The organism is Oceanicaulis sp. HTCC2633 (genome assembly GCF_000152745.1).
Classification (GTDB): Bacteria; Pseudomonadota; Alphaproteobacteria; order Caulobacterales; family Maricaulaceae; genus Oceanicaulis.
On record NZ_CH672428.1, the window covers coordinates 1,976,187 to 2,001,710 of the forward strand.

29 protein-coding genes and 1 pseudogene are annotated in these 25,524 nt (G+C 64.8%); 15 read left to right on the forward strand and 15 right to left on the reverse strand.

All coding sequences use genetic code 11. The annotated features are described in order from the left end of the window. Positions 1–177 precede the first annotated feature (177 nt). Entirely contained in the window at positions 178–726 is a 549-nt protein-coding gene (gene thpR / locus OA2633_RS09395; protein WP_040613391.1) for an RNA 2',3'-cyclic phosphodiesterase, read from the forward strand. 137 nt (positions 727–863) lie between these two features. Continuing rightward, on the forward strand, positions 864–1,655 hold the full coding sequence (locus tag OA2633_RS15400) for a CPBP family intramembrane glutamic endopeptidase (RefSeq protein ID WP_009802304.1): 792 nt from the start codon (positions 864–866) through the stop codon (positions 1,653–1,655). Here OA2633_RS15400 and OA2633_RS15405 read toward each other — a convergent pair. From OA2633_RS15405 to mutM, 8 genes are all read right to left on the reverse strand, one after another. Beyond that, entirely contained in the window at positions 1,612–2,277 is a 666-nt protein-coding gene (locus tag OA2633_RS15405; RefSeq protein WP_009802305.1) for a TetR/AcrR family transcriptional regulator, read from the reverse strand. The genes OA2633_RS15400 and OA2633_RS15405 overlap by 44 nt on opposite strands. A gap of 37 nt (positions 2,278–2,314) precedes the next feature. Continuing rightward, positions 2,315–3,481 (reverse strand): DNA replication/repair protein RecF, encoded by a 1,167-nt coding sequence (gene recF / locus OA2633_RS09410; protein ID WP_009802306.1) that lies wholly within the window; start codon positions 3,479–3,481, stop codon positions 2,315–2,317. Continuing rightward, entirely contained in the window at positions 3,478–4,596 is a 1,119-nt protein-coding gene (gene dnaN / locus OA2633_RS09415; RefSeq protein WP_009802307.1) for a DNA polymerase III subunit beta, read from the reverse strand. Before dnaN ends, recF begins: the two co-directional genes overlap by 4 nt. Before the next feature lie 124 nt (positions 4,597–4,720). Beyond that, complete coding sequence (gene dnaA, locus OA2633_RS09420; RefSeq protein WP_009802308.1) at positions 4,721–6,157, reverse strand: chromosomal replication initiator protein DnaA; 1,437 nt, start codon at positions 6,155–6,157, stop codon at positions 4,721–4,723. Positions 6,158–6,614: 457 nt separating this feature from the next. After that, positions 6,615–6,884, reverse strand: coding sequence for a 30S ribosomal protein S20 (rpsT, locus tag OA2633_RS09425; protein WP_009802309.1), 270 nt, complete (start codon positions 6,882–6,884; stop codon positions 6,615–6,617). Positions 6,885–7,004: 120 nt separating this feature from the next. Next, positions 7,005–7,781 (reverse strand): enoyl-CoA hydratase, encoded by a 777-nt coding sequence (locus tag OA2633_RS09430; RefSeq protein ID WP_009802310.1) that lies wholly within the window; start codon positions 7,779–7,781, stop codon positions 7,005–7,007. A gap of 123 nt (positions 7,782–7,904) precedes the next feature. Beyond that, complete coding sequence (locus OA2633_RS09435; RefSeq protein WP_009802311.1) at positions 7,905–8,804, reverse strand: TraB/GumN family protein; 900 nt, start codon at positions 8,802–8,804, stop codon at positions 7,905–7,907. A gap of 109 nt (positions 8,805–8,913) precedes the next feature. Continuing rightward, a complete protein-coding gene (gene mutM, locus OA2633_RS09440) occupies positions 8,914–9,774 on the reverse strand; it encodes a bifunctional DNA-formamidopyrimidine glycosylase/DNA-(apurinic or apyrimidinic site) lyase (protein ID WP_009802312.1) in 861 nt (286 codons plus the stop codon). A 46-nt stretch (positions 9,775–9,820) separates the two neighbouring features. On the opposite strand from mutM, the gene OA2633_RS09445 reads away from it, so the two are divergent. The 9 genes and pseudogenes from OA2633_RS09445 to dut all read left to right on the forward strand — a co-directional run bounded on the left by OA2633_RS09445 (position 9,821) and on the right by dut (position 17,559). Beyond that, on the forward strand, positions 9,821–10,462 hold the full coding sequence (locus OA2633_RS09445; RefSeq protein WP_009802313.1) for a hypothetical protein: 642 nt from the start codon (positions 9,821–9,823) through the stop codon (positions 10,460–10,462). 61 nt (positions 10,463–10,523) lie between these two features. After that, positions 10,524–11,297 carry a class I SAM-dependent methyltransferase gene (locus tag OA2633_RS09450; RefSeq protein ID WP_009802314.1) on the forward strand — a complete coding sequence of 258 codons (774 nt, stop codon included), beginning with the start codon at positions 10,524–10,526 and terminating at the stop codon, positions 11,295–11,297. Between the two features lie 108 nt (positions 11,298–11,405). Continuing rightward, complete coding sequence (locus tag OA2633_RS09455; protein WP_009802315.1) at positions 11,406–11,771, forward strand: YciI family protein; 366 nt, start codon at positions 11,406–11,408, stop codon at positions 11,769–11,771. Further along, the gene (locus tag OA2633_RS09460; protein ID WP_009802316.1) at positions 11,768–12,112 is read left to right on the forward strand and encodes a YciI family protein; all 345 of its coding nucleotides are present in this window, start codon (positions 11,768–11,770) and stop codon (positions 12,110–12,112) included. The genes OA2633_RS09455 and OA2633_RS09460 overlap by 4 nt, the downstream gene beginning before the upstream one ends. A 31-nt stretch (positions 12,113–12,143) precedes the next feature. Continuing rightward, on the forward strand, positions 12,144–13,352 hold the full coding sequence (locus OA2633_RS09465; protein WP_009802317.1) for an RNA polymerase sigma factor: 1,209 nt from the start codon (positions 12,144–12,146) through the stop codon (positions 13,350–13,352). A 366-nt stretch (positions 13,353–13,718) separates the two neighbouring features. Continuing rightward, positions 13,719–15,248: a 2-polyprenylphenol 6-hydroxylase gene (gene ubiB / locus OA2633_RS09475; RefSeq protein WP_009802319.1), complete on the forward strand. Its 1,530-nt coding sequence runs from the start codon at positions 13,719–13,721 to the stop codon at positions 15,246–15,248. A 67-nt stretch (positions 15,249–15,315) separates the two neighbouring features. Further along, a pseudogene (coaBC, locus tag OA2633_RS16730) lies at positions 15,316–16,487 on the forward strand (bifunctional phosphopantothenoylcysteine decarboxylase/phosphopantothenate--cysteine ligase CoaBC). Between the two features lie 73 nt (positions 16,488–16,560). Next, positions 16,561–17,052, forward strand: coding sequence for a hypothetical protein (locus tag OA2633_RS09485; protein ID WP_009802322.1), 492 nt, complete (start codon positions 16,561–16,563; stop codon positions 17,050–17,052). A 60-nt stretch (positions 17,053–17,112) separates the two neighbouring features. After that, positions 17,113–17,559, forward strand: a complete 447-nt coding sequence (gene dut, locus OA2633_RS09490) for a dUTP diphosphatase (protein ID WP_009802323.1) — start codon at positions 17,113–17,115, stop codon at positions 17,557–17,559. Here the strand turns inward: dut and OA2633_RS15410 are convergent. From OA2633_RS15410 to OA2633_RS09510, 4 genes are all read right to left on the reverse strand, one after another. Next, positions 17,556–18,365 (reverse strand): PIN domain-containing protein, encoded by an 810-nt coding sequence (locus OA2633_RS15410; protein ID WP_009802324.1) that lies wholly within the window; start codon positions 18,363–18,365, stop codon positions 17,556–17,558. The genes dut and OA2633_RS15410 overlap by 4 nt on opposite strands. Then, positions 18,362–19,666 (reverse strand): ATP-dependent RecD-like DNA helicase, encoded by a 1,305-nt coding sequence (locus tag OA2633_RS16615; protein ID WP_305803876.1) that lies wholly within the window; start codon positions 19,664–19,666, stop codon positions 18,362–18,364. The genes OA2633_RS15410 and OA2633_RS16615 overlap by 4 nt, the downstream gene beginning before the upstream one ends. A gap of 73 nt (positions 19,667–19,739) precedes the next feature. Further along, positions 19,740–20,195, reverse strand: coding sequence for a hypothetical protein (locus OA2633_RS09505; RefSeq protein ID WP_009802326.1), 456 nt, complete (start codon positions 20,193–20,195; stop codon positions 19,740–19,742). Between the two features lie 137 nt (positions 20,196–20,332). Further along, entirely contained in the window at positions 20,333–20,680 is a 348-nt protein-coding gene (locus OA2633_RS09510; RefSeq protein ID WP_009802327.1) for a hypothetical protein, read from the reverse strand. Positions 20,681–20,786: 106 nt separating this feature from the next. Here OA2633_RS09510 and OA2633_RS09515 point away from each other — a divergent pair, with 106 nt between their 5' ends. Next, positions 20,787–21,563: a HesA/MoeB/ThiF family protein gene (locus OA2633_RS09515; protein ID WP_009802328.1), complete on the forward strand. Its 777-nt coding sequence runs from the start codon at positions 20,787–20,789 to the stop codon at positions 21,561–21,563. Here the strand turns inward: OA2633_RS09515 and OA2633_RS16135 are convergent. The 3 genes from OA2633_RS16135 to OA2633_RS09525 form a co-directional block, all read right to left on the reverse strand. Further along, positions 21,487–21,741, reverse strand: a complete 255-nt coding sequence (locus tag OA2633_RS16135) for a hypothetical protein (protein WP_009802329.1) — start codon at positions 21,739–21,741, stop codon at positions 21,487–21,489. The two genes, OA2633_RS09515 and OA2633_RS16135, sit on opposite strands and share 77 nt — an antisense overlap. Positions 21,742–21,803: 62 nt before the next feature. Beyond that, positions 21,804–22,043, reverse strand: coding sequence for a hypothetical protein (locus OA2633_RS09520; RefSeq protein WP_156776205.1), 240 nt, complete (start codon positions 22,041–22,043; stop codon positions 21,804–21,806). Then, positions 22,030–22,929 carry an MBL fold metallo-hydrolase gene (locus tag OA2633_RS09525; protein ID WP_009802331.1) on the reverse strand — a complete coding sequence of 300 codons (900 nt, stop codon included), beginning with the start codon at positions 22,927–22,929 and terminating at the stop codon, positions 22,030–22,032. The genes OA2633_RS09520 and OA2633_RS09525 overlap by 14 nt, the downstream gene beginning before the upstream one ends. Positions 22,930–23,068: 139 nt before the next feature. Between OA2633_RS09525 and OA2633_RS09530 the strand changes: the two genes are divergently transcribed. The 3 genes from OA2633_RS09530 (at position 23,069) to fabB (ending at position 25,521) form a co-directional block, all read left to right on the forward strand. Further along, positions 23,069–23,659: an SH3 domain-containing protein gene (locus tag OA2633_RS09530; protein WP_009802332.1), complete on the forward strand. Its 591-nt coding sequence runs from the start codon at positions 23,069–23,071 to the stop codon at positions 23,657–23,659. A gap of 114 nt (positions 23,660–23,773) precedes the next feature. Then, entirely contained in the window at positions 23,774–24,310 is a 537-nt protein-coding gene (gene fabA, locus OA2633_RS09535; protein WP_009802333.1) for a 3-hydroxyacyl-[acyl-carrier-protein] dehydratase FabA, read from the forward strand. Continuing rightward, on the forward strand, positions 24,307–25,521 hold the full coding sequence (gene fabB, locus OA2633_RS09540; RefSeq protein WP_009802334.1) for a beta-ketoacyl-ACP synthase I: 1,215 nt from the start codon (positions 24,307–24,309) through the stop codon (positions 25,519–25,521). Before fabA ends, fabB begins: the two co-directional genes overlap by 4 nt. Positions 25,522–25,524 lie beyond the last annotated feature (3 nt).

The window sequence follows — 25,524 nt, forward strand, 5'->3', positions numbered from 1 at the left end:
GAAACAGGTGAACGCGACGATGCGCGCCTTGTGGTGTTGAATATCGGAGTTTTGCGCTCGGGTTTCAAGAGAAACCGGAACGGATCACATTCTGATATCCCTTATTATTAAAGGGATTTCACGTATCCTGCGCCGCGCCCGCTTGACGCAGCCGCCCCGCGCATGCCCCCTGAAACCATGTCGCTTCGTGTTTTCGCCGCCCTGCCCCTGTCTGACACGGTCGCCGATCAGGCCTGCGCCGAAATGACCGGCGTGCCGGACGCCAACTGGCGCCCGCGTGAAAACCTGCACATCACCTTGTGCTTTTACGGCGAGCTGGATGAACCGGTGATCGAGGAGCTTGATTCCGCGCTCGGTCAGGTCCGGCTGGCGCCCTTCGAGCTGAGGCTGGAAGGGGCGGGCCGGTTCGGCGGCGGCGATCCCAGCGCCATCTGGCTGGGCGTGGAGCATCATCCCGCCCTGATGGATCTGGCCCGGCAATGCCGGAAGGCGGCTCGACAGGCGGGCGTCGAGATCGAGAAGCGCGCCTATCTGCCCCATCTCACACTGGCTTACCTGAACCGGGATGTGGACATGGGCCGCGTCCAGCGCTTCGAGCAGAGACTGGGCCTGTTCAAGTCCGTCCCGTTCACGGTGGATCGCTTCCATCTGTACTCGAGCTGGGCGCGCAAGCCGCACACGCCCAATCTCTATCGGATCGAGACGGAATATCCCCTGATCGCCTAGCGACAGGCCCGTCTCGATCAGGCCAGGTCGCGCACAGCCCGGCCCGCTTGGACCGCCCGCAAGAGGCGCGGCCATAGACATGTCAGCTCAATTCCTAAATATGAATATGAATTCGTATTCGTATCAGAGGCCCTGACATGTCCATATCTTCCACCCCTCCTTCGCTTGCCGAGCGTCTGGTCGCCGCTGTGGCGTCCGAGCCCGCGCTCTGGTTTGGCATGGTCGCGATCGTGATCGCCTTCATCTACGCCGAGCTCAGCACGAAAGCCGCGCGTCGCCGCGCCAGGCTCCAGACTGAACGCGCGGCCCTGAAGACCATGACCGAAACGATCGTGATGCTCTGGCTGCTGGGCGGAATCTGTCTGGTCTGCTGGCTCGCCTCGGGACGGGATGTCATCAGCCTTGGCCTGAACCTGCCAGCCTTGACCGGTGAGAGCGCTTGGCGCGGATGGGCCGGATGGGCCATCGCCTGCGTGTTTGTCCTGTTTCTGCTCAGCCAGCTCTTGCCGTTGCGCACGTCTGAAGGCCGTGCGGAGATGGCCAAGGCGCTCGAGGGCATGGAGGGCGTGGACCTGATCCAGCCGCAGACCGGGGCGGAGCACCGCCGCTTTCAGCTGATGGCGGTCAGCGCCGGCTGGAACGAGGAAATCATCTTTCGCGGCTTCCTGCTGGGCGCGCTGGTGCTGGTCATGCCGCTCTGGGCCGCCGCACTGGTCTCCATGGTGATCTTCATCGGCTTTCACACCTATCAGGGGGTGTCCGGCATGATCCGCATCATTCCCATCACCCTCGGTCTGACCGTTCTGGTGGTGCTGTCTGGCTCACTCTGGCCGGCGATCATCGTGCATATCGCCGCCGACATGGTGGGCGGGCTCTATCTCTATCTTAGCCGCAAGCCGGTTCCGACGCTGGCGCCCGCTGCGCCGTAAGATAGCCCCAGGCGAAATCGGCCAGTTCCTCCGCCAGCGTTTCGAGGCTCAACCCCTTGGGCGCTGGCGGTCCGAGATCGGGATACAGACCCGCCTCGATCAATGCCGTATTGAGAAAATAGGCGAGCGTCTCGATGGCCCTTGTCCGGTCGCGCTGGGTGATCTCGGCGTCAAAATGATCATAGAGGGCGCCCAGGGACTGTCGCGCGGTCTCCGTAATCTCTTCCCAGCCCTCGCCAATCAGATCCGGCCGGATGCGCGCATACAGATGCACCGACCGCATGAGATGGGCTTCGCGCGCCATGAAGCGCGCGCCGACCCGCAAGGTCCGTTGCAGCACCCCGCGCAGGCTCTCATCGGTATCCTGCTCGGCCTCGGCGTGCTGATCGGCGGCGTGATCCTCAAGCCGGGCCTTGTAGAGCTCGAACAGGACCGGAATGAAGGCGTCCTTGTTCTCGAACCGGTTGTAGACCGCCCCCACAGACACCCCGGCTTCGTGCGCGATCTCGGCGACGGAGATCTGCTCGAACGCCTTCTGGCGCAACAGACGCTCCAGCGCAGCGACCAGTTTGTCGCGCGTGTGCTGGGATCGGGTCTGCAGAGCCGGTTTTGCGCCTTTCATGAGAGGTGTTGAACTCCGATCAGCTCCACTTGGCAAGTCAGTCCAGAAGCCGGGCGGAGCCGTCTCGGACTTCCACCCGCTGGGCGCCGGTTCCAAAGGCCTCGAACAGGACCGGCTCCACGCCGGTCATGAACGCCTGAACCCCGAGATCGAGCACGGTTTCAGCGAGGCCGTCCCGGCGCGCGGCGTCAAGATGGGCGCACGCCTCGTCAAAGATCAGCACCGGACCGCGGCCCGACAGGCGACGAATGGCGGCAGCCTGGGCCAAAGCAAGCCCCAGCACCATGGATTTCTGCTCCCCCGTCGAGCAATCAGAAGCGGGCTGGGACTTGGCGCGATGCCGCGCGTCCAGCTCGGTGCGATGCGGTCCGGTCAGCGCCCGGCCCGCTGCGCCGTCGCGCGGTCGCACCCGCTGGAGCTCGTCCGCGAACCAGTCTTCCGCCTCGCCCGCCTTCAGACCTTCAGCGAGTTTGGCTTCCACCGCCCCATCAAGCGCCAGGTCCGCCTTGGGAAACTGGCTTTCAGGGCGCGTGTCGATCTCGTCCTGCAAGCGCGCGAGGGCATCGAGCCGCGCGGCGGCCAGCGCCACGCCGGACGCCGCCATTTCCGCCTCCAGCGCGTTAAGCCAGTCAGGGTCCGCCCGGCCGCCTTCGGCGACCCGGTCCAGAAGCCGCTGACGCTCCTTCATGGATTTCTCGTACGCGCTGGCCGAGCTGGCGTGATCCGGCGCGGCGGCCAGCACCAACCGGTCAAAGAAGCGCAAGCGGTCGGCCCGCGGCCCGGCCCAGAGCCTGTCTTCACGCGGGGTCAGCCACAGCATGGGGATCAGGCGCGCCAGCTCGGTCTGGGTCGCGGCGGCGCCATCGAGTTTCGTGCGGCGGCGGGTCGGGTTCTGAGGGTCGGCGCCGGTGGCGAGGCTGACCGGGCCTTCCGGCGTCATCGCCTCGGCATAGACCGCCCAGAGCGGGTCCACGCCCTGATCGGTGCGACGACGCACGGCGTCCGCCCCGGCGGCGCGCAATCCGCGCCCCGGCCCGAGAAAGGACACCGCTTCCACAAGATTGGTCTTGCCCGCGCCGTTCTCGCCAAACAGAGCAACCGGTCGCGCATCGAGCGCGAGATCGAGACGGGCGTAATTGCGAAAACCGGTGAGCTTGAGCCGCGTGACGGCGGGCCCACCGGTATCAGGGCCGCTCGAGGTCACACCCGCAGCGGCATCAGCACGTATTCCGCGTCCTTGTCGCCGGAATCGGTGACGCGGGTGGGCGAGCCGGAATCAGCAAGCTCGAAGATCGCTTCATCGCCTTCGATCTGGCTGGCCACATCCAGCAGATAGCGGGCGTTAAAGCCGATGGTCATCTCGTCCGCGCTGTAATCGGCGACCAGCTCTTCGCTGGCGGCGCCGCTTTCAGGGTTGTTCACGGTGAGGGTGACCTGACCCGGCGCGAGCGACAGCTTCACCGAGCGCGATTTTTCCTGGCTGATGGTGGCGACCCGGTCCACGGCCTGGGCGAAGGGCGCGCGATCAATGCGCATCACCTTGTCATTACCGCGCGGGATGACCCGCTCATAGTCGGGGAAGGTGCCGTCGATGAGCTTCGAGGTCAGCACCGCGGCGCCGAGCTGGAAGCGGATCTTGCCTTCAGAGACAGACACATCAACATCGCCGTCGAGATCCTCGAGCAGGCGGCGCAATTCCTGGATCGGCTTGCGGGGCACGATCACCGCCGGCATGCCCATGGCGCCGTCAGGCAGATCGGTTTCCGCCAGCGCCAGACGGTGGCCATCCGTCGCAACGGCGCGCAGGGTCTTGCGACCATCGCGCTCGGCGGCGTGCAGATGGATGCCGTTGAGATAATAGCGCGTCTCTTCGGTGGAGATGGCGAACTTGGTCTTGTCGATCAGGCGGGCGATCTCGCTGGCGGGCGCGGTGAAGCTGACCGCCAGATCCTCGCTCGGCATGACCGGGAAGTCGCCCGGCGGCAGGATCGGCAGATTGAAGCGCGAGCGCCCGGCCGACAGCAGGATGCGCGGATCATCGCCGCCCAGCTCCAGCGTCACCTGGCTGCCCTCGGGCAGCTTGCGGGCGATTTCATAGAGGGTGTGCGCGGGCGCGGTGATCAGCCCCTCGCGCTCCACACTGGCTTCGGCCTCTTCCACGATCTCCATGTCGAGGTCGGTCGCGGTGAAGCGGGCGAACCCGTCTGACGCATTGATCAGCACGTTGGACAGGATCGGAATGGTGTTGCGGCGCTCCACGACGGCCTGAACGTGGCCCAGAGCCTTGAGCAGGATCGCGCGCTCTATCGTGAGCTTCATGTGTCGCCTCGAACAGAGAATTCAGAACAGGAGGGCGAGAATCGCCTGATTTGGGTCAAGCACCATAGCCTAAAAAAAACGACCGCAAGAAGGGGGTCTTGCGGTCGTTTTTCAATGAAACTGCTTAACCCCGCAAGCGGCGGCGCAGCGCCTCCACATCCTCGGCCAGCACCGCGTCCGAGGTCAGGGTCTCGGTGATCTTGTTCACCGCATGAATGACGGTGGAGTGATCGCGACCGCCGAAGCGGCGACCAATGTCCGGCAAGGACCGCGTGGTCATGGTTTTCGCCAGATACATGGCGATGTGACGGGGGCGCACGACCGCCTTGGTGCGGCGCTTGGAGATCAGATCATCCACCGTGATGGAGAAATAGGACGCGACGCTTTTCTGGATATCGTCCACCGTGATGCGGCGCTCGGCCTTCACCGGCAGCTCGCCCAGCGCCTCCTCCACCGTCTCCATGGTGACGGGGCGGTTCATATAGGCGGTGCGCACGATGATGTTGTTCAGGACGCCTTCGAGCTCACGCGCCGAGCTGGTGACCCGGGCGGCGAGGAAGTCGCGCACGGTTTCGGGCACTTCCAGATCGGGGCAGTGATTGCGCGCCTGGGCGATCTTGCAGTCGAGGATCTTGCGGCGCAGATCGAGATCCGGGCCCTGGAGCGGACAGTTGAAGCCCCCCGCAAGAATGTTGCGCAAGCGATCATCGGAGACGCTGAGCTGGGAGGGCGCGCAATGGGAGGCGAGCACGACCTGCTTCTCGGCGCTGATCAGCGCAGTGACGGTCTGCAGGAACTCGTCTTCCGTGCGCGGCTTGCCGCAAATGAAATGCACATCGTCAATCAGCAGCATGTCGCAATCGCGCACCAGATCCTTGAAGGGCTGGACGTCGCGAGCGCGCAGGGCGGACTGGAAGCCGTTGAGGAATTCCTCCGCCGTCAGGTACAGCACCTTCTTGCGCTTGCCGCTGAGCGAGGCGGAATGAGCGATCGCCGCCAGCAGGTGGGATTTGCCCACGCCGTAATCGCCATGGAAGAAGACGGGATTGAAAGGCGGCGCATCCGCGCTGGCCACGGCCCGCGCCGCGGTCGCCGCCATCATGTTCGCCGAACCCACCATGAAGGTGTCGAAGGTGAAACGGGCCTCGCGCTTGGCCTCGGCCTCAACGGGTTCGGCCGGCGGCAGGGCCGCGGTTTCAGACACGCCGCCGGCATTGAGCGCGGCCACGGATACCGTCTGGGACTTGGCGGAGGAGAGCGTTTTCTCCGTACAGATCACGATATCGCAAGCCTGTTCGGCGACGCTGGCCCAGAGCGCGCGCAGGCGGACGCCCACATTGTCCTCGACCCAGGCGCGGCCGAACTCGTTCGGACAGATCACGCACACGCGGCCCGCCGCATCCAGCTCCACCCGGAGCCGGGCGATCTCGGCGGCGTACACCAGATCTCCGCATTCTTCACGCAAGCGCGCACGGACGGCGCGCCAGACGGTCACGATCGAGCTGGAATCCATCACGTCCATCCCGTCACGTCGCGCCGTCGCATCTTGAGAATACCCCATGTGCCCCAACCTTCATTCCACTCTGCGCGCCCCGGTATGCCCGCGGTCGCGGCTTTAATTTTGAACGCAGTTCTCCCGCACCCAGCACGCATGTTATCGTGCTCGGCAGACTGGCTTCGGTCCGTGTGGGGACAACTCCGTCGAGGTCGTCAGGTTACCGTCGCGAGCGCGCGAATCAACATGATTAACCCACGCATTTTTCGGATTCCGCGCTTGACAGGTTGATTCCTAAAGCAGGTCGGGCGTTTGCGATCTGAAAAAAAATTTCGCTGTTTTCAGGGCTTGCGCCGCGGGGATTTCTTGATCTAGCGACACGACCATCCCTGCTCTGAATATGAAAATTAATCTACTGTTTTTATTGGAATTTTGCATCCGCACAAAATTACCACAGAACAAAAAAGAACGCCCGCACAGCTCTGTGCGGGCGTTCTTTTTTCGTCCGGGTTTGGACCAGCTTTTAAGAAGCCGTCATCGACTTCACGCGGGCCGAAAGGCGCGAGACCTTGCGGGCGCCGGCGTTCTTGTGGATCACGCCCTTGCTGACCGCTTTCATCAGCTCGGACTCCGCGGTGCGCAGGGCGGCGCGAGCCTGATCCTGATCGCCGGTCGCGATGGCCGCGTCGACTTTCTTGACATAGGTGCGCATGCGCGTGCGACGGGCTTTGTTCAGGGCCGTGCGGCGCTCAATCTTGCGCGCCATTTTCTTGGCGGATGACGTGTTCGCCATGAGGTCTCCAGATCCGTATGATCAAGGGCGCCAGGCCAAAGCCGGCCGCCGGGTAAAACTATGAGGCGCGGCGTATACCGGTCTGCGGAGGTGCGGTCAACTGGTATACGCCAAGATTCATCACCGATGCTTGAAATGCGCAGCGCGTTTGTCAGCAAACGCAGCCATGCCTTCGGTCTGATCCTCGGTGGCGAATTGCGACTGGAAGACGCGCCGTTCAAAGCGCACGCCCTCGGCCAGACCCATTTCAAAGGCCATGTTGATGGCCTCTTTGGTCATCATGGCGATGGGCAGGGATTTGGAAGCGATCGTGGTCGCCGCTTCCATGGCGACGTCCAAGAGCTCTTCCGCCGGCACGATACGGCTCACAAGGCCCGCGCGCTCGGCTTCCTCGGCGGGCATCATGCGGCCGGTCAGGCACAAATCCATGGCCTTGGCCTTGCCCACAGCGCGCGGCAGGCGCTGGGTGCCGCCCGCGCCCGGCATGACGCCGAGATTGATCTCGGGCTGGCCGAACTTGGCGGTTTCGCTGGCGATGATGAAATCGCACATCATGGCGATCTCGCAGCCGCCGCCCAGCGCATAGCCGGACACCGCCGCGATGATCGGCTTGCGGAAGCGCGCCACGCTCTCCCAGGATTCCGCGAAGGGATCGTGCTTGTAGAGGGACACGAAGTCCTTCTCCTGCAGTTCCTTGATGTCGGCGCCGGCGGCGAACGCCTTGGCCGACCCGGTGAGGATCACGCAGCCGATCTCTTCATCACGCTCGAACGCGGCGAGGGCGTCCTTGAGCTCATTGGTGAGCTCGTCGCACAGCGCGTTCAGGGCGGACGGACGGTCAAGCGTGATGACGCCCACCCGGCCTTCGGTTTTCACTTGGATCGTATTGTAGGCCATGCGGCCCTCCGATGCGGTTACGCGCTCATCTGCGCGGGATATGCGTCAAAACGGGCGCTCTCATAGCGGAAGCCCGACCGGTGGTCACCCCCGGCGGGCCCCGCTTTTCGCAGACGCAGCGTGCTACTGGACGCGGCGGACCTCGAGACCCTGGTTCTGGAGGAGGGCGATGACGCCTTCCTCACCGGGCATGTGACCGGCGCCCACCGCAATGAGAACATCCTCGTCCCCGTCCAGCGCCGCGGCGATTTCCGGCGCCCAGTTGCGATTGCGCTGAACCAGGATCACCTCGTAGAGCTCCGGCGTCTGCTCGCGCATGTCCGAGTTCATGATCTCGTTGAGACGGTCCATGTCGCCCTCGGCCCAGGCTCCGACCAGATCGTCGAACATGTCGGGGTTCTCCACCGCCTCATGCAGGCTCAGCTCCAGATTGGCGAGCTGGGTCTCATAGGGCATGTCGGCGAAAAAGCGCAGCTGTTCCTCGACGGTCTCGAGATAGTGAAACGTCTTGCCCTGATCGGCCAGGCGCTGGTTGAGCACGACCTCGACGCCGCTGGCGGGATCATATCCGGCCGCCTGCATCTGCAGCACGGCCAGCTGGATCGTGGCGATCCAGGGCTGGTAGGGGTCAAGCGCGGCCCTGAGCTGGTCCGGGTTCGCGCCCAGACGTCCCGCAAACGTCGCCAGATCGGTGTTCGCCTCATCGCTGAGCCTCTGGGTCATCGGCGTGTCTGTGGTGTTGAGCCCCAGTTGCGGGATCAGCGTCGTCATCTGGGCGTTCGCTTCAGGCGACAACGTGTCCGCCTCGAACCAGACCTGCTCGACCTCTTCCAGCACCGTGTCGAGATAGGGCGTTCGCCAGTCCAGGTCAGGATGCAGGATATGAACCGTGCCCAGCAGATAGACCGTGCTGTCCTCGTCTGACATCGCCCAGATGGCCGGGGCCTCCGCCTCGGACTGCGCGACAGCGGGCGATACAGCGAGCATCAGGCCCGCGAGCGCGCCCAGAATTGGCTTGAACATTCAGAACCTCGTTCAGGTTTACTCTTCACCCACAGGGATAAACAGCGCCGCGCCCGGTTCAACCCAAACCGGTATGGTTAACAAAAGTTCATGTTAAGAACAGGTCGGCTCAACGCTGACAGGACGGGCAGAAGAAGGTGGATCGGCCTGACTGCACGATGCGTTCGACACGGCTGTCCTCGCAGCGATGGCACGGCTCGCCCTCGCGTCCATAGACATCGAAGCGGTGCTGGAAATATCCCATCGCGCCATCCGCTCCCGCATAGTCACGCAAGGTGGAGCCGCCCGCCTCGATGGCTTCTGAAATCACGGACCGGACCGCAGGCGCCAGACGCGCGGCCCGGGCGCCGGGGATGGACTGGCACAGACGGCGCGGGCTGATCTGCGCCCGCCAGAGCGCCTCGCAGACATAGATATTGCCCAGCCCCGCAACCACATGCTGATCCAGCAATCCCGCCTTGATCGGACTGCGGCGCCCCTTGAAGGCCGTGTTCAACAGGTCTTCTGAGAAACCGTTCGAGAGCGGCTCAGGCCCCAGATCCCTGAGATAGGGCTGGGCGGCTTCGGCGTCCGTCTCGAAAAGCGTCATGAAGCCGAAACGACGCGGGTCGTTATAGGTGACCGTCACCCCGCCCTCCATCTGGAAGACGACATGGTCATGGGCCGGATTGGCGGGAGCGGCATACACGAAATCCCCCGGCTGGCGGCTGATATCCTCCGCCGTCACCGAAAACCGTCCTGACATGCCCAGATGCATCAGCAGCGTCTCGCCCGATCCCAGGCGCGCCAGGAGATATTTCGAGCGCCGGTCGAGCCGTTCGACCACAGTTCCCGTCAGGCGCTCGGCGAAGCGGTCGGGGAAGGGGAAGCGCAGATCGGGTCGCCGCGCCTCGGCGCGCAGGATGCGTCGTCCCTCCATCGCCGGGATCAAACCGCGCCGCACCGTCTCGACTTCAGGCAATTCGGGCATCTAGACTGTCCTTGAACACCGGATCCTCGGGGGGAGGAGATAGGCCATGAGCGCCAGACGCGCGAGCCTTGTTGATGCGCGACAAGCAGGCCAGTGCGTGCAGGCGGCCCTGGTGGCGTTGACGGAGCGACGCGCGGGAGCGGATGCGCCCGTCGATTATGCCCGTCGGGTCCGCAATCCCTGGACCCGGGACCTGGCGGTCGAGCTGGCGCTGGAGATTGACCGCGTCATCCCGCACTCGGACGCCTTGCGTCAGGAAGTCTCCGCCAAGATGGGACCGCTCAACCGCGCCCTGCCCGAGCTGGGCGTCAGACTGGCCGAGGGCGGGCCCTATCCCGTGAGCTGGCGGGTCTATGCGGCGGATGACAGCGCGCTGCGCGATCAGCCCGCCGTGATCCATGCGCAATGGCGCGGGCAATGGCCCCATCTCAGCCGCGCCTGTGATGATCTGGCCCAGGCCCGCACCGGTTTGCGCGTACTGCTTACCCAGGCCGACCCGACGCGGGAGGTGGACGGGCTCGATCTGGTCACCGCCTGCGCCTATCGCCTCAGCGCCTATGCTCCGCCGGGCGATTGCGTGATGCTGGGCTTTTACAGCCCTGACGGGGGATGGCGGGAGCGCGCGGGCTTCACCCTGTTCCGCTATATGACCGGCGATCAGGCGGTCACCGCGCTTGAGACCGATTGAGGCGTTTGGGCGCGGTAGATCAGGCTGGCGTTGAGCGCTTTCGCGCACTAGCTTGCCCGTCATGACCCAGACCTCAGATCAAGACACCGTCTCCTTCGGTTTCCGCGATGTGGCCCGCACTGAAAAGCAGGGCCTTGTCCGCACTGTGTTTGACCGTTCGGCGCGCAAATACGACCTGATGAATGATCTGATGAGTCTCGGGGTGCACCGGGTCTGGAAGGACATCACGGTCACCAAGGCCGGGCCCCGCCCCGGCGCGCGCCTGATCGACGTGGCGGGCGGCACCGGCGATATCGCCCGGGCCTGGCTCGATCGCGCCGATGCGATGACCCTGCGGCGCGGCACGGATCAGTACGCCGAGGCCGTGGTCGCCGACATCAATGAACAGATGCTGCTGGCGGGTCTGAAACGCGGCGAGCGCGACCGGCTGGACTGGTGCAGGGCCAACGCGGAATGCCTGCCTTTTGACGACGGGGTGGCCGACGCCATCACCATCGGTTTCGGCATCCGCAATGTCACCGACCGCATCAAGGCGCTCAAGGATATGCGCCGCGTGCTCAAGCCCGGCGGACGCTTTGTGTGCCTTGAGTTTTCCCGTCCCACCACGCGTCCGCTTGAAAAGCTCTATGACGCCTGGTCCTTCGGCGCGATCCCCAAGATCGGCGAATGGGTGGCGAAGGATCGCGACAGCTATCAATACCTTGTTGAATCCATCCGCAAGTTTCCCCACCAGGACGCCTTTGCGGCGGAACTGGAAGAGGCCGGTTTCGCACGCGTCAGCGTGACGAACCTGTCCGGCGGCATCGCCGCCATCCATATGGGCTGGAAGGTCTAGGCGGACTTTTTCAACTTTTTTCACGCGCCCTGTCGAAACAGACCTGGCTCGCCCGTCCTTGGATCATCCCTGTCATGCCGGCAGGGAGAAACAGGGAGGGAGAGAGCGATGCAGTTTGCACTCCTGATTTATGAAAGCGCGGGCGATTTCGCCCGCAGGCGCGGGCCGGAGGCTGCGGCCTATTGGTCAAGCTGGGCGGCGTATTCGGGCGCGCTGGATGACCGCATGCCCCTTGGGGCCTGCCTTCAGGCGCCCGAGACCGGCGTGGTGCTGCGCCGTGGCGGGGAGACCCGCCAGATCACGGACGGGCCGTATTCGGACTCGCCTGAGCAGCTGGGCGGCGTCATCATGATCGACATGGACAGTGTCGAGGATGCGCTGAGCTGGGCGGAGCGTTGCCCGGCGGCCCTGAACGGCGCCGTTGAAGTGCGCCCTATCGAGTTCATCAATGACAGCGTGGAGACCCTGATATGAAATACGCCCTTCTGATCTATGGCGCAGAGAGCCAGTGGGCCGCCCTGAGCGAAGCCGAGCAAATGGCCATGTTTGAAAAGCACGGCGCTTATTCTGAAGCCCTTGCCGCAGCGGGCGTCATGGTCGGCGGCGAACCGCTGGACGCAGCTGCGACCGCCAAACGCGTCACCGATGCCGGCGTGCAGGACGGCCCCTATGCCGACACCAAGGAGCAATTGGGCGGCTTTTACGTGATCGAGGCGGACAGCATGAAGACCGCGCTCGACTGGGCGGCGAAATGCCCGCGTCTGCCCGGCGACCAGATCGAGGTCCGTCCCGTGCCCGCCTATGGCGACGCCTGAGACTGAGTCTGGAAACGATGAGGCGCGCGCGATGGCGGAGGCTGTCGCGCGCACGTCCTATGGACGCCTTGTGGCGAGGCTGGCGCGACGCTGGGGCGATCTTTCCCGCGCCGAGGACGCCCTGTCAGACGCCTTCGAGCGGGCCTTGCGCAGCTGGCCCGGGAGCGGACTGCCGGACCAGCCTGAAGCCTGGCTTCTGAAAACCGCACATCGTCGCCTGATTGATGGCGCACGCCAGTCCGGCGTGCAGGCCCGCGCCGAGCCGGAGATCGAGCGCTTGCTGGATGAGTTGACTGAGCGTGATGATCCGGACGCCCTGCCCGATGAACGCCTCGGGCTGATGCTGGCCTGCGCGCATCCCGATCTTGATCCGACGCTTCATACCCCACTGATGCTGCAAGCGGTGCTAGGGCTGGATGCGGCCCGGATCGGCGCCGCATTTCTGATCAGCCCCGCCGCCATGGGCCAGCGGCTGAGCCGTGGCAAGGCGCGCCTGCGCGAGCGCGGCGCCCGGTTCGACCTGCCCGGCAAGGACGAGCTGGCTGCGCGCATCACCCCGGTGCTGGACGCGATTTATGCCGCCTATGGCACGGGCTGGGACGAGATCGGCGCCAGTGAGAGCCGGGTGAGGGGCCTTGTGGGCGAGGCGCTCTATCTGAGCCGGCTTCTGACCGAGCTGGCGCCGGAGATCGCGGACGTCTGGGGGCTTTACGCGCTCATTGCCCATTGCGAAGCGCGCACCCCGGCAAGGCGGGACGCCGAGGGTCGGTTCATCCCGCTCTCCGAACAGGACCCGCAACTGTGGGACGCCGCGTTGATCTCTCAGGCCGAGAACGCTCTGCGCCGGTCGCTCAAGCTCGCCCCGCCCGCACGCTATGCGCTGGAAGCCTCGATCCAGTCGGTTCACGCCGAGCGGCGGGTAACCGCAGAGACCAACTGGCTGGCCGCCGCCGCGCTCTATGATGCCATGATCCGTCACGCCCCTAGCCTGGGCGCCCTGACGGCGCGCGCCTGCGCCCATGGCGAGGCGTTTGGGGCGGAGCGGGCGCTGGACAGTCTGGAAAAGCTTCAGGGTCAGGCGTCGGAGTATCAGCCGTACTGGGCGGCGCTGGCGCACTGGTCAGCGCGAGCTGGAAGACGCGAGGACGCCGCACGCGCCTATGACCGCGCCATCGTATTGAGCGCAGACCCGGCGGTGCGCGTCTATCTTGTCAAGTCGAGGGGCGCTCTACTGCGCTGATAGACGTTCCTGAACCGCATTCGGGCGGCCCATCAGGGCATCAGACGCCCCGTCCAGAAGTGGGTCCATGACAAGCGGGCCCAGAAAGAACACGCCGAAGAGCAGACCAAGCCAAAGGCTAGATGGCAGTCCGAGCCAGGCCCCAGGCTTGGTGTCGTTGTCCTCCATCATGGAGTTACGCTCCTGATCACAGCGCCCAGCTCTATCCAAAGTCGAGGCGTTTCTCCTGAAACACTATCTTTCGCTTGACCACTGAGCAAGCCCGTCGCAAATGCAGCCCCGTGGTCCTGCGGATCACCATGACGCAGCGCGCAAGGCGCCGCGCCCCCTCGCCAAACCCGCCCTAGCGCCCTAAACCTCTCCCTCGTGTTTGGAACCATCTCGAACGTCTTTCGCCTGACGCGCGCCGCCTGGACGCTGGCCCGTCATGACGCGATCTTCCCGGCTGAGTACCAGTCGGCGTTTCCGGCGCCGGCGCGGGTGCTGGGCAAGTTCGCGCGTCTGATCGCCATCCGCGACCGGGCGAAGAATCCCGGCGAACGTCTGGCCCATGCTCTTGAAAAGCTGGGCCCGTCCTATGTGAAATTCGGTCAGGTGCTGGCGACGCGCGCCGATGTGATCGGCGCGGAGTTCGCCCGCGGCCTGTCCCGGCTTCAGGACAAGATGGAGCCCTTCGGCATGGCGCAAGCGCGCGCCACGATCGAGGCCGAGTTCGGCCAGCCGGTCGAAGCGCTGTTGTCCGAGTTTGGCGAGCCGGTCGCCGCCGCCTCCATCGCGCAGGTGCACAAGGCGAAGACGCTCGATGGTCGCGATGTGGCGGTGAAGATCCTGCGCCCGGACGCGGCCGAACGGATCCGCCGCGATATTTCCGCCATGCGTCTGGGCTCAAGGCTCGCAGAAGGCCTGTTCCCCGCCTCCAAGCGCATGGAGCCCCGCGCCTTCGTGGAGACGGTGGCGCGCTCTTTGGTGCTGGAGCTCGATCTTCGTCTGGAAGCGGCCTCGGCCAACGAGCTGAGTGAAGCCGCCGTCGCGGCGCAGAACTTCTTCATTCCCGAAGTCGTCTGGCCTCTGACCGCCAAGAAGGTGCTCACCACCCAATGGATCGACGCCATACCGATGACCGATCTCGACGCGGTGCGCGCTGCGGGCGTGGATACGGTGAAGCTGGCGGGCGATCTCACCGACGCGTTCCTGTCGACCGCGCTCGAGCAGGGCGTGTTCCACGCGGACCTTCATGCGGGCAATCTGTTCGTGACGAAGGAAGGCCTGCTGTGGGCGGTGGATTTCGGCATTATCGGACGATTGGGCCGGGGCGAGCGGCGCTATCTGGCGCGCATCCTTCATGGCTTCCTGACCCGCGATTATGACGGCGCAGCGCAAGCCCATTTCGACGCCGGCTATGTGCCCGAACACCATTCCCGCGCCGATTTCGCGAGCGCCCTGCGCGCCGTGGCCGAACCGATCTTCGGCAAGAGCGCGGGCGAAACGCCCATGAGCCGGGTGCTCATGCAATTGTTCGAGATCACCGATCTCTATGACATGCATCTCCAGCCCCAGCTGGTGCTGCTTCAGAAAACCATGGTGCAGGCCGAGGGCGTCTGTCGCCTGCTGACCGATGACCACAACATGTGGCAGGCGTCAGGCCCCGCCGTGGAGCGCTTCATGCGCCGCGAGCTGGGCCCGCAAGGCCGGATCGAGGATCTCAGCGAAGCCTTTGACCGCGCCAAGTCCGCCATCAAGCGCCTGCCCGACACGCTGGACGAGCTGACCGAGACCGCCCGCGTCATGCGGGAACGCGAAACCCCGGATACGTCCGGCTCACGCTGGCTGATCGCCGGGCTGGGCGTGATCGCCGGCGCCTCAACCGCCATCGCGGTGCTGCTGGCGGTGATGTGATCCGTCCTCAGGTGACGTAAAGGCCTGTTCAGGGTAAGCCTGAGCTGAAACAGCCGCGGGGCATGTCATGGCGGACAAACGCATTCTTCTGATCATAGGCGGCGGTATTGCAGCCTATAAATCGCTCGAACTGATCCGCGAGCTGGCGCGCCGGTCGATCCGGACGCGCGCCATCCTGACCGAGGCCGGCAAGCAGTTCGTCACCCCGATGAGCGTGGGCGCCCTGACCGCCGACAAGGTCTATTCCGAACTGTTCTCGCTGACCGATGAAGCGGAAATGGGCCATATCGAGCTGTCGCGCTCGGCCGATCTCGTGGTGGTCTGCCCCGCCACGGCGAACCTGATGGCCAAGGCCGCCCACGGGCTGGCCGATGATCTCGCCTCCACAACGCTGCTCGCTACCGACAAGGCCGTGCTGATGGCTCCGGCAATGAATGTGCGCATGTGGACCCATCCCGCCACCCAGGCGAATGTGAAGACGCTGCGCAGCTATGGCGTCACCGTGATGGAGCCGGATGAGGGCGAGATGGCCTGTGGCGAGTTTGGTCCCGGCCGCCTGCCCGAACCCGTGCGCATCGCTGACGCCATCGAGGCCGCGCTCAAGTCATGAAGGCCATCGTCACCGCCGGCCCGACGCTGGAACCGATCGATCCGGTCCGCTTCCTTTCGAACCGCTCCTCGGGCCAGCAGGGCTACGCCATCGCCGAGGCCTTGCGCGATCTCGGCTTCGAGGTCGTGCTGATCTCCGGTCCTGTGGCGCTGAACGATCCCAAGGGGCTTCAGACCGTGCGCATCGAGACCGCGCGCGAGATGCTGGCGGCGGTGAATGACCAGCTGCCCGCCGACGTCTTCGTCTCCGTCGCGGCAGTCGCCGACTGGCGCCCGGCGGAAACGGCGGACAGGAAGCTCAAGCTCGACAAGGGCGCGATGGCGAGCCTGCCGCTGGCGGAGAACCCCGATATCCTGAAGACGATCTCTCATTATGGCCTCGGTCATCGCCCGCGTCTGGTGGTGGGGTTCGCCGCAGAGACCCATGACGTGGTCGCCCACGCCCGCGCCAAGCGAGATCGCAAGGGATGCGACTGGATCGTCGCCAATGATGTGTCCGGCGATGTGATGGGCGGGGCGGAGAACGCGGCGCTGCTGATCACGCCCGGCGGCGAGGAAGAGTTCGCTCGGGCGGCGAAGTCAGAGCTGGCCCGAAATCTCGCCAGTCGCATAAAGCAAGCGCTTTCATAGACTTCACACTGGGTTTGAATTCGCCCCTTTTCGCTTGTTAGGCTTGAGAGGTTAAGCAAACTCAGGACCTGACATGAAAACCGTACTGACTGCCCTCGCGCTTGCCGGCTTTGGCGCGACCGCCGCACAGGCGGACTGCTATTCGATCTACCCGCAAGGCGCCGGCCAGGAGCCGGTCCCGATGGTCGGGTACAGCGTGACTGAAGCCGCCGATCTGGAAGGGTTGATGGACGCCCCGCCGCTGGCGGAAGGCGCAAACGCCATCGCGTGTGAACGCGACAGCATCGTGCCGCGCCTGAACGATTTCGAGCTGGTGCGCTATCACTCCACTCCGCTTCTGATCTCCACCGGCGAGGGCGAGAACGCCCAGATGCTCATTCTGGGCTTCCAGCCGGCCATGGAGGACGAGAATGGCGAGATGACCGAGCCGCAATACCGCGTGCAAATGGCCCAGGGCGGGCTCAATGACGACGAGCGGACCGGCATTATCGGCGCGCTGGAAGGCTTTGCCGAAAGCGAGCAGGCGCTGGATGCGTATCTGCGCGCGCAAGAACAAGACAGCTGACTTCGCTCGCTTCAGGCGCTAACCCTTCCCGCACACTCAAGCGGCGGGAAGGGTTGCGTCATGAAGCTGAATGTCAAAACGCTCGAACATTTTGAAGGCCTTGAGCTTCCGGCCTATCAGACGGCGGGCTCCGCCGGTCTGGACCTGCCCGCCGCCGTGCCTGCGGATGAGCCCGTGGTGATCGCGCCGGGCGAATGGAAGCTGATCCCGACCGGCATCTGCATCGCCCTGCCTGAAGGCTATGAAGCCCAGATCCGCCCCCGCTCGGGGCTCGCGGCCAAGAAGGGGATTTCCTGCGTGAACACGCCGGGCACGGTGGACGCGGATTATCGTGGCGAGCTGCGCGTCAACCTGATCAATCACGGCAGGGAGCCCTTCGTCGTCCAGCGCGGCGAGCGCATTGCCCAGATGGTGATCGGCCAGTTCACCCAGATCAGCTGGAACCCGGTCGATGCGCTCGATGAAACCGCGCGCGGACAGGGCGGATTTGGCTCGACCGGCGTCTAGATCCCCAGCTTCTTCGCCAGCGATCCCAGTCGCGAGCGTTGCAAGGCCAGCGCAAAGCGCGGCGCGCTGAGGCCGAGCCTCTGCGCGGCTGTCAGAAGCGCCGCGCGGGCGGTCTCAGGCGCGAGACCCAGACGGGACGCGATGAAATCGCCGGACGGGCGTGCATACAGCCCCAGCGGTTTCAGCGTGGCGCGGGGGAAATCCTTCATGTTCTCGGTCAGGATCACCCGCGCCTGACCGGCGCTGGCGGCCTGCATGACATGGGCGTCGTCCGGATCAGGCAGCTTGCCGGTCACCTTGATCGCCATGGCGTCCTCGGTGGGCACCAGCGCTTCAGGATAGGCATGCTCGAGCGCCAGAACGAGGCGCGCGGCCTCTCCGGGACCATCCCGATCCGGCTTGCCGTCGACAATCCGGGCATGGGCGTGGCCGGTCTCGAACAGCACTTTCTCCGACCAGCGCGGATAGAAGAACCCGGCGTCAGCCAGCGCCAGCACCAGGTGCCGACGCACGGCGCCCGCCAGCACGCAGGCATCCAGAAACACGGCCGGCCGATCAAAGTCTTCTGGTAATTCAACCGCTTCAGGGGCGGCGATCACCGGCGCGTCCGAGCTGGACGGCGCCAGATGCAGGCCATCAATCCCGGCGAGGTCTTTCAGCGCCTGCGTTCGAACCCGGCGGCGCTGCTCGGCCAGCCGTTTGACGCTGCGTTCATCCAGCGCCTCGGCGAACTCGCCCTGCGCGACCAGCTGGTTGAGCCCCCAGGCATCAACCCCCAGCGCGATTTGCGCAGCCTCTGGCGTCATCCGCCAATCCCCAGCGGAGCCGGATCACAGAACGCCTTCACGTCAAACAGGCGCTGATCGGTGATGATGTCGGACGGTCTCAAGGCGCGCGACAGCTCCAGCCCTTCCAGCGAGCGGGCGCGCGACAGGGCCACATAGGCCTGACCATGCGCGAAGAGACGCCGGGATACATCGAGATAGACCTTGTCCAGCGTCAGACCCTGCGCCTTGTGAATGGTCATCGCCCAGGCGAGCCGGAGCGGATACTGGACGTAGGAGCCAATGGTCTCGCGCTTGAGCTTGCTCGAATTGCCGTCCGCCGCATAGCGGATGCGTTCCCAGCTGACCGGTTCGATGGTCACGACCTGATCGTTCACATGCACTTTCACGCCGTCCGAGGAGAAACCCAGAACCTCGCCGATGGAGCCGTTCACATAGCGCCCGCCCGGATCATTGCGGATCATCATCACCCGCGCCCCGACCTTGAGCACCAGCGGGTCATCGGTGGGGAAGAGACGCGGGTCGAACTCGCCCTCGACCTTGCCGGAAAAGCCGCGCGGCTCGCCCCGCAAGCCTTCAAGACGCGCCTGATTGATGGAGGAGGCGGCCTGATTGGTGGGCGTCAGCACCACATGGGTGCCAGACGCTTCGAGCCCGATCCGGCCCGTCACGCGCGCATTGAGGATTTCCGCGAGATCATCGGTCAGCTCGCCGTCGCGCACGGCATTGAGCACTTCGACGAATTCGGGATCCGCCTGGCGGTGGACCTCGGTCAGCTCCACCATGGTGAAACCGGCGTCGCGAAACGCGGGCGCGTGGAAGAAGAAGGGACCGCCATAGGTCTCTTCCAGGAACATTCCCTCCTCGCCCTGGGCGATGGGCGGAAGCTGCGCGAGGTCACCCACAAGGATGATGCGCACGCCGCCAAAGGGTTCATTGCTGTCGCGATTGAGGCGGAGGGAGAAATCGACCGCCTGCATCATGTCAGAGCGGACCATGGAGATCTCGTCGATCACCAGAGTGGTCAACGCCTTCACCGTCCGCGCATTGCGCAAGCGGCGGATATCGCCGGGCGTGATCAGGCGCGGCGGCAGGCGAAAGAAGCTGTGCAGGGTCTGTCCGCCCGCATTCATGGCCGCGACGCCCGTGGGCGCCACCACCGCGGCCTGCGGGCCAAGGCGTTCGAGGATCGCACGCGTGACCGTGGTCTTGCCCGTGCCCGCGCGACCGGTCAGGAACAGGTGCGCGCCGCCGCCAATGGCGTAATCGACCACGGCCTGCTGGTCAGGAGAAAGCGTAATTCCGGGGCGAGGGGTCAGCACGGTCTGGGCTCCTTTGAGGGAGCCCGACCCTGCCCTCATTCGGCGCTGCGATCCAGCGTGGAGCGCGGTGCGCCTAGCTGCGGATCGTCAGGCAGAGATCATTGGCGACCGAAACCGACTGGACGACCCCGTCCGGACCGCTGACCGCCTCGATGGTGCACAAAACCGGCGCATAGGCGGGGTTAGACAAGGGCGCGAAGGAGGATTTGCGCGTCTCGATCACGAGGCCATCGTCATTGTAGACCGATTGGGTCATCGTATAGGTCTGGGAGCGGGGCGCATTGGCCAATTGCGCGCGCGCTTGCGGGCTCAGCTGGCGAAGGTCCTCGCTCGACACGGTCTCGTAGACATAGAGCTGACGCCCGCCCTCAAGGGCCGCCACGCTGACCGGCTCGCCATAGGTGGCGCTGAGCTGGTCAACAGCGACGCCGACGAACTGGCGCGGCATGAAACCGGATGAACCCGTGCTCTGACAGGCCGTCAGAACCAGGCCGCCCAGCGCAGCCACGATCGTCAAGTTCACACGCATGCCGGATGCTCCTTATACGCGCAATAAGCGTCAAATCTCGCGTATCAGGATACAATCGGGTCCGCGTTCAATCATACAGTTCCTCGGCCACAGGCATCGCCGACAAGCGGAAGTCGCGCACGACACCGGCGGGATCATCACGATACGGGTCTCGCATGCACCCAGCGCGACTCGTCAGGCTCATACACCGTCTCGTCATAGCGCTCGATCCGCGTGTGGCGCTCGCCATTGGAATCCACATAGGTGACCCGGCGCTCATTGGGGATGGTGCGATAGCCGCCCGGAATGACGCGCTGCTCCTCGCGCATATAGCTCCAGACCTCGCCGCCATCGCTGAGCTCATCAACGCGGTCGGGCGAGCCGAACTCGACCAGAACCACATCCTGGGTGCGCCCCACAAGCTGGCTCATATGCTGGCGATAGCCCTCGGATGTGGCGCAGGCCGTCAGGACAAGGGCCAGGGCGGCGGCGATCTGGTATTTCATCTGTGCATCCCCATGGTTGGCGGTTCACTCTGAGCTACACTCGCCTTCATGAACGCAGGCTGAGCGCACAGGCGCCGCCCGTCAGCAAAGAGCAGGTCTGACCGAGATGAGCGTGGACGTCAAACGACATGCGAGACACATCGTGCTCAGGGAGCTGGGCGGACCAGGCCAGCAGAGACTGTCCCGCGCCCGCATCACGGTGATCGGCGCGGGCGGGCTGGGCGCGCCGGCGCTGCTGTATCTCGCCGCGGCGGGGGTGGGCCAGCTCAGGATCGTGGATCCCGATACGGTGTCGCTGAGCAATCTGCAGCGACAGATCCTGTTCAGAACCGAGGATGTGGACGCCAGCAAGGTGGAGCGGGCCGAGGCCGCGCTCAAAGCGCTTGATCCGGGCGTCGAGATCGAGGCCCTGAGCCTGAAGGCGACAGCGGACACCTTGCCCGATCTACTGGCGGACGCCGATCTGGTGCTGGACGGCTGTGACGATTTTCCGACCCGGTTTGCGGTGAACCGCGCCGCGATCAAGGCCCGCATCCCGCTTGTGTCGGGCGCTGTGGGCCGCTGGGAAGGGCAAGTCGGCGTGTTCGCCCCGCATCTTCAGGACAACGCGCCCTGCTATCAGTGCTGGGTGCCCGAGATTCCGCCCGATGCCGAGGATTGCGCCGTGATGGGCGTTGTGGGCGCGCTGACCGGCGTCATCGGCTCTATGATGGCCATGGAGGCGATCAAGCTGATTTCAGGGGCGGGCGAGCCGCTCACAGGCCGGATCGGGCTTTATGACGGATTGTCGGGCCGGATGCGGACGGTCAGTCTGCCGGCATCCCGCAGCTGCCCGGCTTGCGCATCGGACAGAACTGGCACCCTCCGCAGCCCCCTCGCTTGATGCGGAACCAGGCAATTCCGCCCAGCAGCAATCCGGGCGCGAGGCCCAGCAGCACCGCGAGCGTGAAGCTGCGCCCCAGAACGCCCACGACCAGCGCCACCGCCATCCCCAGAACCAGGAAGCTCAGAAGGGTCAGATCTGCGCGGCGGCGCGGATAGGTTGCGGTGTTGGTGAACATGGACGGAGGGCCTGAGACAATGTGTCTCTTCCCTACCCCAAACCGCGCTGCAACAGCAAGCGTCAGATCCGGCCGCGATGCTTGCCCTGATGATGCTGGGCGAGCGTTTTCGCGGCCCGGCGCGCATTGACGACGACGAACAGATAAATGCCGCCGGCGAAGACGAGGCCGACGGCCCCGCCATACGTCCAGCTGCCAAGCAGGCCCGTGAAGACGAGCCCCATGACCAGTGCGATCATGACGATCAGGGTCAGAATGCGCGGTTCCGGCATCCAGACCGTTTGAGTCTTACTCGATTTCACCCGTGATATCCCGATACAGCGTCCAGACCATGCGTTCGGTGGTGATGAAACCCCAATTCCAGTCATCATGGAAGTCCGCCAGCGGCGCCGCGTCCTGAACCTGCTGCAGGTTGAGGCCCTGATCCACCAGCGCCTGAACCCGGGCCTTGGCCTCGGTCAGCATGGCGATGCTGGCTTCGAGATCCGCTTCGGTCGACAGCGGCCCATGACCGGGAATGATCTGGGTGTCGGCGTCCGCCACGTCCACGATGGCCTGCATGCCGGCGATATAGCCGTCCACCGTGCCGCCATTATCGAGATCGATATAGGGGAACCAGCCCGAGAACAGCAGGTCGCCCGCATGGATGACATTGGCGTCCTCGAACACCACGAACAGATCGCCATTGGTGTGCGCCGCCGGGGTGTGATGCAGATGCGCGGTCAGACCATTGATCGTCACCACATCGCCGTCATTCACGCCCACGGTCGGCAGATAGCCGCCCGAAAGCGGCTGCGGGGTGGAGCCGGTAAGCTGGGCGGTCACCGGGTTCATCAGACCGTCCCGCACGCTGGGATGGGCCATGATCGTGGCGCCCTGCTCGGCGAAATAGGCGTTTCCGAGCACATGGTCGCCATGCAGATGGGTGTTCAGCACCAGATCCACGGCGCGGTCGCCGGACACCTCGCGCTGGGCCTGGTCAATGGCGGCTGCGAACTGCTCCATCTGGGTGTCGATCATGAACACCCCATCCTCGCCGACGCTGACGCCCACATTGCCCGCCTGATTGGTGGCGAGCATGTAGAGCCCGGATCCCAGATCGGTGGTCTCCACATAGACCTGGTTGTCAGACTGGGCATGGGCCGTGGCGCTGAGAGCCAGGCTGGCGACAAGGGCGGTGCGGATCATGGCGGTTTCCCCGAAAGCTGCAATCTGGGCGCAAGATGGGTGCGGTCCCGCCCCATATCCAGTCCCTGCGAAAAACAATCTTAATCATGCGCCGTCACCCTGAACCGGTGATTCACTCTGACCGGGATGACGCAACCCCATGCGAAAGCTGTTTGCCCTGATCTTGCTGTTGAGCGGCCTGCTGGCCCCTGAAAGTGCAAGCGCGCAAACCTGCGACACCTTCTCGGGCCTGCCGGTGCCGCGCTTCGTCTCGCTGAAATTCAACGAGACCCGCGGGCGCGCCGGCCCCTCCTTCACCCATCCCGTCGCCTGGCTCTATCAGCGCAAGGGCCTGCCCATGGAAGTGGTTGCGGAAACCCCGGACTGGCGCCGGGTGCGCGATCCCGAGGGCGAGGAGGTGTGGATGCACCGGCGCACCCTGACAGGCCGCCGCTCGGTCTGGGCCAGCGAAGCGACCCGCCTGCTGTCGCGACCCGATACAGACGCCTCCCTGATCGCCGACGTGGAAGCGGGAGCCGTGCTCTGGCTTGAACGCTGCCGCGCCGGCTGGTGCCGTCTGGAAGCGGATGATCGCCGCGGCTGGGCGCGCGCAGACGCCTTCTGGGGCGTCTATCCGGAAGAGACCCAGCCGAGCCCCGCGCTTGAGGGGGAACAAGCGTCATGCTACCGCTCTGCGTCTGAACCAGACGTGCTGGGGGCGGACCCGGACAATTCCGCTTCAGCCGACTGACGGATCTGAACCCAGGATGAGAGCCTGGCGCAGTGCGGACCCCGTGCAGCGCTGGCGCGTTCGCCGCAACTCCCGACCCCGGCGCAGTTTTGCCGGACCGGCTCGACGGACCCCATGACAGACCAAAAAAACAGTTACGATTACAATGACCTGATCGCCTGCGGCAAAGGTGAACTCTTTGGTGAGGGCAACGCCCAGCTGCCCCTGCCGCCCATGCTGATGTTTGATCGCATCACCGAGATCACCGCCGAGGGCGGCGCGCACGGCAAAGGCGTTCTGGTCGCCGAACTCGATGTGAACCCCGATCTGTGGTTCTTCGACTGCCATTTCCAGGGCGATCCGGTGATGCCCGGTTGCCTGGGGCTCGACGCGATGTGGCAGCTTGTGGGCTTCTTCCTGGGCTGGACCGGCGCGCCGGGCAAGGGCCGCGCGCTCGGCGTGGGCGAGGTGAAATTCACCGGTCAGGTGCCGCCCAGCGTCAAACAGGTTCGCTATGTCATTGATCTCAAGCGTGTGATCAATCGTCGCCTTGTGCTCGGCATCGCCGATGGTCACGTAGAGGCGGACGGTCAGACCATCTACACCGCAAAAGACCTGCGGGTGGGCCTGTTCCGGCCTGAAGAGATCAACAATGGCGGAGGACAAGCATGAGGCGTGTCGTCGTAACCGGTATCGGCATCGTTTCATCCATTGGCGACAACGCACAGGAAGTCGCGGCCAGCCTGAAAGCGGGCAAGTCGGGCGTCATTGCTGCGCCGGAATACGCCGAGCTGGGCTTCAAGTGTCAGGTGCACGCGCGTCCCAAGGCCGATCCGGCCGAGCATGTGGACAAGCGCGCCTATCGCTTCATGGGTGAAGGCGCTGGCTGGGCCTACATGTCCATGCAGCAGGCCATTGCGGATGCAGGGCTTGAGGAAAGCGACGTCTCCAACGAGCGCACCGGCCTGATCGTGGGCACGGGCGGTCCGTCTGTCGAGGCGATCGTGAAGGCCGCCGACATCACCCGCGAGAAGGGCCCCAAGCGGATCGGTCCGTTCGCGGTGCCCAAGGCCATGTGCTCGACCGGCTCGGCGACCCTCGCCACCCCGTTCAAGATCAAGGGCCTGAACTATTCGATCAGCTCGGCCTGCACCACGTCCCTGCACTGCATGGGCGCGGCCGCCGAGCAGATCCAGTGGGGCAAGCAGGACGTGATGTTCGCAGGGGGCGGCGAAGAGCTGCACTGGGCGCTATCGAACCTGTTTGACGCCATGGGCGCCATGAGCTCGAACTATAACGACAGCCCGTCTGTGGCCTCGCGCGCGTTCGACAAGAACCGCGACGGCTTCGTCATTGCCGGCGGCGCGGGCATTGTGGTGCTCGAAGAGTATGAGCGGGCGAAAGCGCGCGGCGCGACCATCTACGCTGAAGTGCTCGGCTATGGCGCGACGTCTGACGGCCATGACATGGTCCAGCCGTCCGGCGAAGGCGCGGCGCGCTGCATGCAGATTGCGCTGAAAGAAGCCAAGGGCCGCACCATCGACTACATCAACCCGCACGCCACTTCCACGCCCGTGGGCGATGTAAAGGAGGCCGAGGGCCTGCGCGCCGTGTTCGGCAAGGATGTCCCGGCCCTGTCCGCGACCAAGTCCATGTCCGGCCACTCCCTGGGCGCCGCGGGCGTGCAGGAAGCGATCTATTCGTTGCTGATGATGAAAGAGGGCTTCATCGCCCCCTCCATCAATATCGACGAGATGGATCCCGAACTCGCCGATCTGCCCATCGTCACCGAGACGAAACAGGCCGAGCTCAACACCGTGCTGTCGAACTCCTTCGGCTTTGGCGGCACCAACGGCACCATCATTCTGGGCCGCCCGGACTAGGGC